The 11,814-nt window shown below is 69.5% G+C and carries 8 protein-coding genes, 1 tRNA gene and 1 pseudogene; 4 read left to right on the top strand and 6 right to left on the bottom strand.

Annotated elements, in window-relative coordinates; translation table 11 throughout:
* Window positions 1–46 precede the first annotated feature (46 nt).
* The 6 genes from ABD298_RS16660 to ABD298_RS16685 form a co-directional block, all read right to left on the bottom strand.
* Window positions 47–901: an aldo/keto reductase gene (locus ABD298_RS16660; RefSeq protein WP_344300918.1), complete on the bottom strand. Its 855-nt coding sequence runs from the start codon at window positions 899–901 to the stop codon at window positions 47–49.
* A 104-nt stretch (window positions 902–1,005) separates the two neighbouring features.
* Window positions 1,006–1,446, bottom strand: a complete 441-nt coding sequence (locus ABD298_RS16665; protein WP_344301001.1) for a hypothetical protein — start codon at window positions 1,444–1,446, stop codon at window positions 1,006–1,008.
* Window positions 1,447–1,454: 8 nt separating this feature from the next.
* Window positions 1,455–2,084: a bacterial proteasome activator family protein gene (locus ABD298_RS16670; RefSeq protein WP_344300919.1), complete on the bottom strand. Its 630-nt coding sequence runs from the start codon at window positions 2,082–2,084 to the stop codon at window positions 1,455–1,457.
* Window positions 2,085–2,168: 84 nt separating this feature from the next.
* A complete protein-coding gene (locus ABD298_RS16675; RefSeq protein WP_344300920.1) occupies window positions 2,169–2,417 on the bottom strand; it encodes a YbdD/YjiX family protein in 249 nt (82 codons plus the stop codon).
* Window positions 2,417–4,714, bottom strand: coding sequence for a carbon starvation CstA family protein (locus tag ABD298_RS16680; RefSeq protein ID WP_344300921.1), 2,298 nt, complete (start codon window positions 4,712–4,714; stop codon window positions 2,417–2,419). Before ABD298_RS16680 ends, ABD298_RS16675 begins: the two co-directional genes overlap by 1 nt.
* Window positions 4,715–4,842: 128 nt before the next feature.
* On the bottom strand, window positions 4,843–5,826 hold the full coding sequence (locus ABD298_RS16685; RefSeq protein WP_344300922.1) for an NAD(P)H-quinone oxidoreductase: 984 nt from the start codon (window positions 5,824–5,826) through the stop codon (window positions 4,843–4,845).
* 73 nt (window positions 5,827–5,899) lie between these two features.
* Here ABD298_RS16685 and ABD298_RS16690 point away from each other — a divergent pair.
* The 4 genes and pseudogenes from ABD298_RS16690 to ABD298_RS16705 all read left to right on the top strand — a co-directional run.
* Window positions 5,900–5,987, top strand: a tRNA-Ser gene (locus tag ABD298_RS16690).
* Window positions 5,988–6,182: 195 nt separating this feature from the next.
* Window positions 6,183–6,986: a VOC family protein gene (locus tag ABD298_RS16695; RefSeq protein WP_344300923.1), complete on the top strand. Its 804-nt coding sequence runs from the start codon at window positions 6,183–6,185 to the stop codon at window positions 6,984–6,986.
* A 131-nt stretch (window positions 6,987–7,117) separates the two neighbouring features.
* Window positions 7,118–9,646 (top strand): ExeM/NucH family extracellular endonuclease, encoded by a 2,529-nt coding sequence (locus ABD298_RS16700; RefSeq protein WP_344300925.1) that lies wholly within the window; start codon window positions 7,118–7,120, stop codon window positions 9,644–9,646.
* A 142-nt stretch (window positions 9,647–9,788) separates the two neighbouring features.
* Window positions 9,789–11,750 (top strand): annotated as a pseudogene (locus ABD298_RS16705) (bifunctional metallophosphatase/5'-nucleotidase); the annotation flags it as partial.
* Window positions 11,751–11,814: the final 64 nt, after the last annotated feature.

The raw sequence follows: 11,814 nt of genomic DNA on the forward strand, positions 1-11,814 counted from the left end.
CAGGAGGTGACCCCCAGACGGATGCGGGGGGCGGCCAGTCCGACGGTTAGGCGAAGTCGGCCGTGGCGGGGTCGGCGCCGATGCGGCCGGACGCTCCCTTGTCGAGCGCCGAGATCGCCTCCACGTCCGCGGGCTCGAGGTCGAGGGCGAGTGCCGTCCAGTTCTGTGCAATGCGCTCCGGCGTCACGGACTTGGGGATCACCACGTTGCCGAGTGCGAGGTGCCAGCCGAGCACGAGGTTCGGGATGCTGACCCCGTACTTCTCGGCGATGCCGCCAAGCACCGGATCGGCGAGGAGATCCTTGCCCTGGCCGAGCGGGGACCAGGCCTCGTGCAGGATCCCCTTGGACTTCTCGAACTCGCGCAGCTCGGCCTGCGGGAAGTAGGGGTGCGTCTCGACCTGGTTGATGACCGGCAGGACGCCGGTCTCCCGCTCGATTTCCTCGAGGGCCTCCACCGTGAAGTTGGAGACGCCGATCGAGCGGACGCGCCCGGACTCCTTGAGCTTCACGAGCTCCTGCCACGTCTCGACGTAGAGGCCTCGCTTGGGCTGGAGCCAGTGGATGAGGTAGAGGTCGACATAGTCGAGCCCGAGCTTGTCGAGGGACGCCTCGAACGCGGGCTGCACCTTGCCACGGCCCTGGTCGGCGTTCCACAGCTTGGTGGTGATGAACAGGTCCTCGCGGGGCAGGCCCGACGAGGCGATGGCGCGGCCGACGCCCTCCTCGTTGCCGTAGATCGCGGCGGTGTCGATGTGCCGGTAGCCGACGTGGAAGGCCTCGGCCACCACCTTCTCGGCGACGCTGTCCTCGACCTGCCACACGCCGTAGCCGAGCTGGGGGATGGTGTTCCCATCGTGGAACGTGAGCACGGATGACGTCAGGGTTTCTGCGGAAGTCATGCGCTCCATCCTGCCACTGTGTGTGACGCCGGCAAGGAGTTTGCCGGGATTGCCGGACGAGATTCGCGCTCCGCGAACGCGGGAATAGAAACCGGTCTCCGACCTCAGCCGCGCAGGATTCCCTCGGCCTCTTCCACGTGCTCGAGGACGGTCGCAGCACGGCGCTGCACCGAGAGCGCGCCGACGGGGACCGGGCCGACGGCGAGGCGCAGCATCGCAGCTGCTTCAGCCGTGGTCGCCAGGGCGTTGCCCGCCCGGGACAGGGCACGATGGAGGGCGGCGAAGTCGCCGGGGATCTCGTAGCCCTCGCTCGGGGCTCGCTTCTGCGCCTCGACGCACACCGCCCGCACCCGTGGAAGGAGCTCGGCGAGGGCGTTCGCGATCACCACAAGCTCGCTGTACAGCGTGTCGTCGTCGATCCCTTCGAGCATCTGGTGGAATCGGTCGAGGCCCCGCCGGAAGCGGTCGTGGGCGCGGCGCCAGAGGCCCTTGCCGAGCTCTGCGTCGTCGCGCCGCCCCGACAGGGCGGCCTTGAAGAGCCCCACGGCCGTGCTCACAGGTACTGGCCCGGACCGTGGTCCGGCCGTTCCCCGGGCCGCACGCCGGCGCCGCGCGGTGAGCGCTGCGGCTCCCCGTTCTCGCCGATGACGACGCCCGGGGCGATCATCGTCCCCGGCGGGAGCTGCCGCAGCTGCACCTGGGCCGCGGCGAGCTGGTGGGCCGCCTGCTGCGCGGCGATCGCGGTCTGGATCCCGTGGAAGAGTCCCTCGAGCCATCCCACCAGCTGGGCCTGGGCAATCCGCAGCTCCCCTTCGCTGGGGACGGCCTCGTCCGAGAACGGCAGAGTGATGCGGTGCAGCTCCTCGACCAGCTCGGGCGCGAGGCCGTCCTCGAGCTCCGCGATCGAGCGCTCGTGGATCTCCGCCAAGCGGTTCCGTGCCGCCTCGTCGAGCGGCGCACCCTTCACTTCCTCGAGCAGCTGGCGGATCATCGTTCCGATCCGCATGACCTTCGCCGGCTCGTCCACGAGCTCCTGAAGGCTCGCCCGCCGCTCGCGGCCCGGGACGGACGACGGCGCGTCGCCGACGGCCGCGGGCCCCTCGACGGGGGTGCCCTCCACCGCCTCCTCCGCCTGGTCGCCGAGGCCACTGGAAGGCGTGTTCTCGTTCCCGGGTTCAGTCATGGGGCCATACTCTCATGAGCCGCCTCCCCGGCTGGATGGCCATCGCTGGCCGGGCCGGGACGGGCGGCGTCGCCGCCGGCCCGGTCAGCAGCAGCGGCCCTGCGGATTGGCGTCCTGCCGGTCGGCGTGGTCGCGCCAGAACTCGCGCTCGGTCATGGCCGCATGGTCGCACCGGCCGGCGGCCGTCTCGGCGCGGTGGTGCTCGAGGTACTTCTCGTAGGCGTCCGCGCCCATGACGCCGCGCAGGTACGCCCGCGCGGCGGTGAGGGACGAGCGGACGGCGGCGAGCGCCGTCGTCCGTCCCTCACCGCGCGCGAGAGGTGAGCCGCTCATCAGTGGTGCGCCGCTGGGGTGGTGTCGAGGCCGGCGTCCCTCCACTGGGCGAGGACCGCGCGTTCGGCAGTCGTCGGGACGACCCCCTCTGGGGCGAAGACACGCGAGGGCACGGCGGGGTCCTCCTGGTCCGTGTCCACGCCGATGCCGCGGAAGGCCTTCACCGTCGCGATGAGCGCGGTGATGATCACGATGATCGAGAGCACCACGAACACGACGCTCAGGACCCCCTGCACCATGGTGTTGCGGACCACGGCCTCCATCGCGGCAACGGTCTTGGCCGTGCCGAAGGAGGTCTTGCCGTCGGCCAGGGCCTTGGCGAACGCGGCGTTCTGCGCGAAGTACCCCACCGCCGGGACGGGCGAGAAGATCTTGTAAGCGCTCGCCGTGATTGTCACGACCGCCGCGAAGGCGAGCGGGAGCGCTACGATCCAGAGGTGCCTGAACGACCTGCGCTTGGCCGCGATGGCCAGGCACACCGCCAGTGCGATGGCCGCCAGCAGCTGGTTGGCGATGCCGAACAGCGGGAAGAACGTATTGATGCCGCCGAGCGGATCGGTCACGCCGAGGATGAGGATGTAGCCCCAGCCCGCGACCATGATCGCCGTGCACAGCCACGCGCCCGGACGCCACGAGGTGTCCTTGAACTTCGGGATGAAGTTGCCGAGCGAGTCCTGCAGCATGAAGCGGGCCACGCGGGTGCCGGCGTCGACCGCAGTGAGGATGAACAGCGCCTCGAACATGATCGCGAAGTGGTACCAGAACGCTGCCAGGCCCGCGCCGCCGATGAACTGCTGCATGATGTGGCTCAGGCCTACGGCGAGGGTCGGGGCGCCGCCGGTGCGGGAGACGATGGAGGGCTCACCGACACTCTGCGCAGTGCTGGCGAGGAGGTCCGGGGTCACGTTGACGCCCGCCAGGCCGAGCCCGTTGACCCACGCGGCCGCGGATTCGACCGCCCCTCCGGTCAGGTTGGCCGGGGAGTTCATGACGAAGTACAGGCCTCGGTCGATGGACACGGCCGCGACGAGCGCCATGATCGCCACGAACGACTCCATGAGCATGCCGCCGTAGCCGATGAAGCGGGTCTGGCGCTCCTTCTCGATGAGCTTGGGCGTGGTCCCGGAGGAGATGAGCGCGTGGAATCCGGAGAGGGCGCCGCACGCAATCGTCACGAAGAGGAACGGGAACAGGCCGCCCGCGAACACGGGGCCGTTGTCCTTGAACGCGTACTCGCTGAAGGCGGGCACTGTGATCTCGGGGCGGACCACGATGATTGCGATCGCGAGGAGCGCGATGACGCCGATCTTCATGAAGGTCGAGAGATAGTCGCGCGGGGCGAGCAGGAGCCACACGGGCAGCACGGCAGCGATGAAGCCGTAGACGATGATCCCCCAGGCGATCGGGAGGCGGTCCAGGTGGAAGAGGGCCTGGCCCCAGCCGGTGTTCGCCACGGCCCCGCCGCCGATGATGGCGGCCATGAGCAGCACGAAGCCGATGATCGAGACCTCCATGACCTTGCCCGGGCGGATGAACCGCAGGTACACGCCCATGAAGAGCGCGATCGGGATGGTCATGGCGACCGAGAAGACGCCCCATGGGCTCTCGCCGAGTGCGTTCACGACGACGAGCGCGAGGATCGCGACGATGATGATCATGATCAGCAGCGTGGCGATGAGGGCAGCGGTTCCACCGACTACGCCGAGTTCCTCGCGGGCCATCTGGCCGAGCGATCGGCCGCCCCGCCGCATCGAGAAGAACATCACGAGGTAGTCCTGCACCGCGCCGGCAAGGACCACGCCGACGATGATCCACAGTGTGCCTGGCAGATACCCCATCTGCGCGGCCAGGATCGGTCCGACGAGGGGGCCTGCCCCGGCGATCGCCGCGAAGTGGTGCCCGAAGAGCACGTTGCGGTCGGTGCGGACGTAGTCCTTGCCGTCGGCCTTGTACTCGGCCGGGGTCGCCCGGATGTCGTTCGGCTTGAGCAGGTACTTCTCGATGTACTTCGAGTAGAACCGGTAGCCGATGAGGTACGTGCAGACGGCGGCGAACACGAACCAGATGGCGTTCACCGTCTCGCCGCGGACCAGGGCGAGCATGACCCAGGCGAGCCCGCCGACGAGGGCGATCGCAGCCCAGATCGCGATCTTGGTCGGGGTCCACTTGCGGTCCTCGGCCTCGAGCGTGGTGGGGTCGACGGCGACCGGCGGCAGGGCCGGGTCCTGGGCCAAGGCTGGCCCCCGTCCGGGTGTGGTCTCCGACGCTCCCCCAGCGTCGCGAGAGACGGAACTCATGGTGCTCCTCCTCGAGCGAAGTGATCAGACGGTCCCGACCATAGCCACACGGAACGTGCAGTGGGAGCCGGGGTTCCGGGCCCTGCCATCCGGTGCGACGAGCGGTAGCCGAAGCGCGACGAGCGGCGCTAGAGGGTGAGAAGCACCTTGCCGACGTGCTCCCCCGAGTCGAAGTACTCGTGGGCCGCGGCGACCTCCGCGAGGGGGAAGGTCTTATCGACGAGCGGCTTGATGCGCCCGTCCGTCACGAGGGGCCACACGTGCTCCTTGACGGCCGTCATGATGACGCCCTTCTCCTCAACAGGCCGCGGGCGCAGTGCCGTGCCGATCACGGCGGCGCGCTTGTTCAGGAGCATCCCCAGGTTGAGCTCCGCCTTGGCGCCGCCCTGGAGGCCGATGACGACGAGGCGCCCGTACGTGGCGAGCGCCTCGATGTTGCGCTCGAGGTACTTCGCGCCGACGACGTCGAGGATCACGTCCGCGCCGCGGCCCTCGGAAGCGTCGCGCACCGCCTGGACGAAGTCCTCCTCGTGGTAGTTGATGGCGACGTCGACGCCGAGGAAGGCCCGGGCCGTCGAGACCTTCTCCTCCGTCCCGGCCGTCGCCGCAACCCGCGCCCCGTACGCCTTGGCGAGCTGGATGGCCATCGTGCCGATCCCGCCGGTCGCACCGTGCACGAGGAGGAGCTCGCCGGGCTGCAGCTGGGCGGTCATGAAGAGGTTCGAGTAGACGGTCGCGGCCGTCTCCGGCAGGCCCGCCGCGGTGACCAGGTCGACGCCCTCGGGAATGCGGAGCACCTGCTCCGCGGGTACCGCGACCTGTTCGGCGTAGCCCCCGCCGGACAGGAGCGCGACGACCTTGTCGCCCGCCGAGAAGGGCCGCGCCACGTCGGGGCCGAAGCCCGCGATGCGCCCGGAGACCTCCAGCCCGGGGATTTCCGACGCGCCCGGGGGCGGGGGGTAAAAGCCCCGCCGCTGCTGGACGTCAGCCCGGTTGATGCCGGCGGCGACGACGTCGATGAGCACCTCGCCCGGGCCGGGCGCCGGCGCGTCGACCTCGCGCACCTGCAGGACGTCGGGCCCACCGGGCTCGGCGATGAACACGGCCTTCATGCTGGACGCTCCTCTGCGGGTGGAGGGGTCGGTTTCACGAGATTGCTTGCCTGTGAAACACTACTAGGCACAGGGAAGGTTGTCCGAGCGGCCTATGGAGCTGGTCTTGAAAACCAGTGTGCGGTCACCCCGTACCAAGGGTTCAAATCCCTTACCTTCCGCGTGTGCATGGTGGGGAAGCGGTGCCCTCCGGACCAGGTCCGGACGGCACCGCTTCCCTGTTTCTGTCCGTGCGCAGGAGCGGCTGCGACCGGCCCGGCGTCAGGCTCACGGGAGCCTTGAAAAGTGTCAGACCCCGCGCATAGCGTCGGAGGCGTTCGGCTAGACACGCGCTCGACCACCTCGAGGAGCCTCCCATGCCCGCACCACAGTTCACCCCCGGCGCACCCTGCTGGGCCGACCTCATGACGAGCGACATCGAACGCTCGAAGGAGTTCTACAGGACGCTCTTCGGCTGGACGTACGAGGTCGGCGACGAGGAGGCGTACGGAGGCTACGTCACGGCGTCGAAGGACGGCCAGGCGGTGGCAGGCCTCATGCGCCGGATGGAGGACCAGCCCGGGATGCCGGACGTATGGACGGTGTACCTGGCGAGCGAGGACCTCAACGCGACAGCAGATGCCGTGGCCGAGGCTGGGGGGCAGGTCTTCCTGGCCCCGATGGAGGTGCCCGAGCAGGGTCACATGGCCGTGTTCGGCGACGCCGGCGGCGCGGCGTTCGGCGTGTGGCAGCCCACCGGGATGACGGGCTTCGGCAAGGTCGCCGAGCCGGGCTCTCCCGTCTGGTTCGAGCTGCACACGCGGGACTATGACAGGAGCGTGGACTTCTACCAGAGGGCGCTCGCCTGGAAGACCTCGGTGATGAGCGACACCCCAGAGTTCCGCTACACCACCCTCGGCGAGGGCCGGAACTCCCAGGCCGGGATCTTCGACGCGGCACGCGACCTGCCCGAGGGCGTGCCGTCGCACTGGACCGTCTACTGGGGCGTCGAGAACACGGACGAGGCCATCGAGAAGGCCACGGCCATGGGGTCCACCGTCCTCATGCCGGCTGCGGACACCCCGTTCGGCCGCATGGCGGCCATCACTGACCCTATGGGCGCACCCTTCCGGATCATGCAGGATCTCGGCCAGGGCGGGGAGCAAGGCGCCGAGGGGTAGACCGGCCCGGGGCGTGTCCCCCGCACCCGGACACGCTCCCGCCCGCATCCTGAAAACTTCCGTTCACATTCGGCTGGTTTGCTACGGCGTGTCCCATCACTGCCTGTCACTCCTGTGAAAGAGAACTGAATATGGGGAATCCCTTACGGAGAGCGGCCCTTGCCCTCTCCGCGGTGGCCGTTGCGTCGCCGCTAGTCAGTGCGCTCCCAGCCGCGGCCGCCGACCTTGCGCCCGGCGTCGTCATCAACGAGGCCTACCTCTCGGGGGGCAGCGCCGGCGCCGCGTTCAAGAACAAGTTCGTCGAGCTGCGCAACACCTCTGCCCAGGATGTCGACCTGAGCACGTGGTCGCTGCAGTACCGCTCGGCGACCGGGACGGGCCTGTCCAACGCCACGGTGAGCCTGAGCGGAAAGACCATCAAAGCTGGCGGCTACCTGCTGGTCGGAGGTGCCACGAACAGTGCCACGTCGACAGCTGCAGACCTCCCGACACCGGACGTCTCCTCCGCCTCGCTCAACCCCTCCGCCACCACCGGCACGCTCATCCTGGCCCGCAAGGCCAGCGCACTCGCGCTGCCGACCGGGAGCCTCACCGGCAATCCGGACGTCGCCGACCTGGTCGGGTACGGCACGTCGAACACGTTCGAGACCAAAGCCGCCGCCGCGCCGTCGGCCACCACCGATGTGCGCAGCCTCAACCGCACCGGCGGCAGGGACACCGACGACAACTCGGCGGACTTCACGCTGAGCACCGCGATCACCCCGCAGAATTCGGGGTCCGCCGGCACGGGCACAACTCCCGATCCCGAGCCGGCGGTCAAGGCCATTGCCGACATCCAGGGCACGGGTTCCGCGAGCCCCCTCGCGGGCCAGACCGTCACAACGCGCGGCAAGGTCACCGCCGCCTACGCGACCGGCGGCTTCAACGGCTACTACATCCAGACGCCCGGCACTGGAGGGACCCCGGCGGATGAGCGCACAGGATCGGACGCGATCTTCGTGTATTCCCCGGTGACGGCCGGCAGCGTGCATCGCGGTGACTACGTCGAGGTGACCGGACCGGTGAGCGAGTACTTCAACCTCACCCAGATGAGCGTGGCGGCCTCAGGCCTCAGGGTCCTCTCTGAGGCGGTGCCGGAGGTCAAGGCGACGCCGTTCGTCCTCCCCCTGTCCGAATCGGCGAAGGAAGCGCTCGAGGGCATGCTCGTCGCCCCCGAGGGCCCCTTCACGGTCACGGACAACTACTCGCTGAACCAGTACGGCGAGATCGGCCTCGCCGCGGGCACGTCCGCGCTCGTGCAGCCGACGGCGCTCGCACCCTTCGGCTCGGACGCGTACAACGCGGCAGTCGCCGACAATGCGGCACGCCGTATCACGCTCGACGACGGCGCCACGACCAACTTCCTCAGCAACGCCCTGACGAAGGCCCAGCCGCTCCCATACCTCACCGCCATCGATCCGGTCCGGATCGGCTCGCCCGTGACGTTCTCGGGCGACACGGTCTTCGACTGGCGCAACAGCACGTGGAAGCTGCAGCCGCTCGAGCAGCTCACGCCGTCGAACGCCGCAACGGCCCAGCCCGCGCACTTCGGCAACACCCGCGCGGACAAGCCGGCCGACGTCGGCGGCACCCTCAAGCTGGCCACGTTCAACGTGCTCAACTACTCCCCCACCACGGGCGACCAGCTCACGGGGTGCACCTACTACACCGACCGCGACGGTAATCCAGTCACCGTCCGCGGTGGCTGCGATGCGCGTGGCGCCGCCAACGCAGAGAGCTTCGGGCGGCAGCAGGCCAAGATCGTCGCGGCGGTCAACGGCTCCGGCGCGGACATCGTCTCGCTCGAGGAGATCGAGAACTCGGTGAAGTTCGGGCTCCCGCGCGACGCCGCCGTCGAGAACCTGGTGAACGCGCTCAACGCTGCGACGGGCGAGGCCACGTGGGCCTTTGTGCCGAGCCCCGCCGTCGTGCCCGCGCAGGAGGACGTGATCCGCACGGCCTTCATCTACAAGAAGCACATGGCGCAGCCGATCGACGAGTCGGTGATCCTCGACGACGCGGCCTATACCGGGCTCGCCCGCCAGCCGCTCGCGCAGGCGTTCAAGCCCGTGGGCGGCAACAACGCGACCAAGTTCGTGGCGATCGTGAACCACTTCAAGTCCAAGGGCTCCGCTGCCACCCCGGAGGACACCGACAAGGGCCAGGGCGCCTCGAACCTCGCCCGCACAGCCCAGGCCCGCGCGCTGGTCGGCTTCGCGGAGCAGATGAAGGCCGCCGCCAACACGGAGAAGGTGTTCCTCCTGGGCGACTTCAATTCCTATGCCTTCGAGGATCCGATGGCCGTGCTCGCCGAGGCGGGCTACATCGACCAGGCACCGCGCACCGGCGGCAAGCACTCGTACGCCTTCGGCGGCATGGTCGGCTCGCTCGACCACGTGCTGGCCTCCCCGGCGGCGGACGCGACCGTGAGCGGCGCAGACATCTGGAACATCAACTCGGTCGAGTCGGTGGCCCTCGAGTACAGCCGCTTCAACTACAACGTCACCGACTACTACGCGCCGGGCCCCTTCCGGTCCTCGGACCACGACCCGTTCGTGATCGGCTTCAACCTCACCTCGAAGTCCGACAACGCCGGGAACCCGCCCGGGCAGGCGAAGTGACCCGAACCCACACTGGAGGAATGACACTGTGAACCACAGATTCCGCCCGCTCTCCGGCGGCCTCATCGCGGCTGCCGTGGCCGCGACCCCCCTCGCGGCGATCCCGGTCTCGGCTGCCCTGGCCGCCCCGGCAGCCGCCGCCTCGACGGTGGACGTCCGCCTGATCAACATCAACGATTTCCACGGCCGCATCGACAAGAACACCGTCAAGGTCGCCGGGACCATCGAGCAGCTCAAGGCCTCCGCGCCGGGTGGCAATGCCGTCCTGCTCTCCGCGGGGGACAACATCGGCGCTTCCCTGTTCGCCTCCGCGAGCCAGGAAGACCAACCAACCATCGACGTGCTCAACGCGCTCGACCTCAAGGCCAGCGCTGTGGGCAACCACGAGTTCGACAAGGGCTTCGCGGACCTGACGGGCCGCGTCGTCGACGGCGGTGCGAACGCGAGGTTCGACTACCTCGGCGCGAACGTCTACCTCAAGGGCACCCAGACGCCGGCCCTGCCGGAGTACCGGGTCGTCGACGCGAACGGCGTGCGCGTCGCCGTGGTCGGCGTCGTCACCCAGGAAACGCCCATGCTCGTCTCCCCGGGAGGCATCGCCAGCCTCGACTTCGGGGACCCGACGGACGCCGTCAACCGCGTCGCGGGCCAGATTAAGGCCTCCAACGCGGCGGACGTGATCGTGGCGGAATACCACGACGGTGCCGGCGCCGGCACCCCGGAGGGCGCGACGCTCGAGGCCGAGATCGCCGCGGGGGGCGCCTTCTCGAAGCTCGTGACCCAGACGTCCGCTGACGTGTCGGCGATCCTCACCGGCCACACCCACAAGGAATACGCCTGGGACGGCCCCGTTCCCGGGCAGCCGGGCAAGACCCGCCCCGTGCTGCAGACGGGCAGCTACGGCGAGAGGATCGGCAGTATCGACCTGAGCGTCGACACGGCAACCAAGCAGGTCGTCGCCTACTCCCAGGGCAACGTCAAGCGCACCACCGCGGACGACGCCGGGTTGGTCGCCGCATACCCGCGCGTCGCCGCGGTCCAGGGCATCGTCGACAAGGCGCTCAAGGCAGCCGACGCGATCGGCGGGACGCCGGTGGGGGCGGTCACCGCCGACATCACCACCGCGTTCTCCGGGGGCACTCGCGACGACCGTGCGTCGTCGTCCACCCTCAGCGGCCTCGTCGCCGACTCGCTCCTCGACTCGCTCAAGGATCCGACCCTCGGCGGCGCGGAGATCGGCGTCGTGAACCCGGGCGGCCTCCGCTCGGAGCTCTACTACGCGCCGGACGGCGTCGTCACGTACGCCGAGGCGAACGCTGTTCTGCCGTTCGTGAACAACCTCTGGACCACGTCGCTCACCGGTGCCCAGGTCAAGACGATGCTCGAGCAGCAGTGGCAGCGCGACGCGGCGGGCAAGGTCCCGAGCCGTCCGTACCTGCAGCTGGGCACCTCGAAGAACCTCACCTACACCTTTGACTCGACCCGGCCGGAGGGCGACCGCATCACATCCGTCCGCATCAACGGTGCGCCGATCGACCCGCAGCGTTCGTACCGCGTCGGCACGTTCAGCTTCCTCGCCCAGGGCGGGGACAACTTCCATGTGTTCGCGCAGGGCACGTCCACGCGCGACTCGGGCCTGATCGACCGGGACGCGTGGATCGGCTACCTGTCCGGCCACCAGCCGGTCGCGCCGGACTTCGCCAAGCGCAGCGCCGAGGTCCTGAACGCGCCCGCCACCGTCACCGGCGGCCAGCAGCTCACCGTCACCGTGCAAGGCCTCGACCTCACCTCGCTCGGCTCGCCGACGAACACGCAGCTCTCGCTCACCTACTACCCGGCATCCGGCGAGCCACGGCTCATCGGCACCTTCGCGGTGGCCGGCGGCAAGGCAGCCCTGGACTTCCGCGCTCCGTACGCGCTGCAGGGCGGGACCTTCGTGGCCTCGGCGCTGGAGTCGGGTACCACGGTGACGCTGCCAGTCTCGGTCCCGGCGGTGACGGGCTCCTGCCTCGACCTCGGCTCCACCCTCGATCGCCCGGGCGACCGGTCCGCCCAGGCCCTCGAGTCCCTCGCGAAGAACTACGCGAAGGTCTGCGCCCGCTGACCTGACGCGGGCCCATGACGGGGCCTGAGGCCCTCACGGGGCACGCACGGCGACGGCCGGCGCC

This window comes from Sinomonas flava (assembly GCF_039531875.1).
Lineage (GTDB): Bacteria > Actinomycetota > Actinomycetes > Actinomycetales > Micrococcaceae > Sinomonas > Sinomonas flava.

Coding starts and splice junctions, on each gene's coding strand:
- ABD298_RS16695 (WP_344300923.1), top strand. CDS start 6,183: ATGCCCGCACCACAGTTCACCCCCGGCGCACCCTGCTGGGCCGACCTC.
- ABD298_RS16660 (WP_344300918.1), bottom strand. CDS start 901: ATGACTTCCGCAGAAACCCTGACGTCATCCGTGCTCACGTTCCACGAT.
- ABD298_RS16680 (WP_344300921.1), bottom strand. CDS start 4,714: ATGAGTTCCGTCTCTCGCGACGCTGGGGGAGCGTCGGAGACCACACCC.
- ABD298_RS16675 (WP_344300920.1), bottom strand. CDS start 2,417: ATGAGCGGCTCACCTCTCGCGCGCGGTGAGGGACGGACGACGGCGCTC.
- ABD298_RS16670 (WP_344300919.1), bottom strand. CDS start 2,084: ATGACTGAACCCGGGAACGAGAACACGCCTTCCAGTGGCCTCGGCGAC.
- ABD298_RS16685 (WP_344300922.1), bottom strand. CDS start 5,826: ATGAAGGCCGTGTTCATCGCCGAGCCCGGTGGGCCCGACGTCCTGCAG.
- ABD298_RS16700 (WP_344300925.1), top strand. CDS start 7,118: ATGGGGAATCCCTTACGGAGAGCGGCCCTTGCCCTCTCCGCGGTGGCC.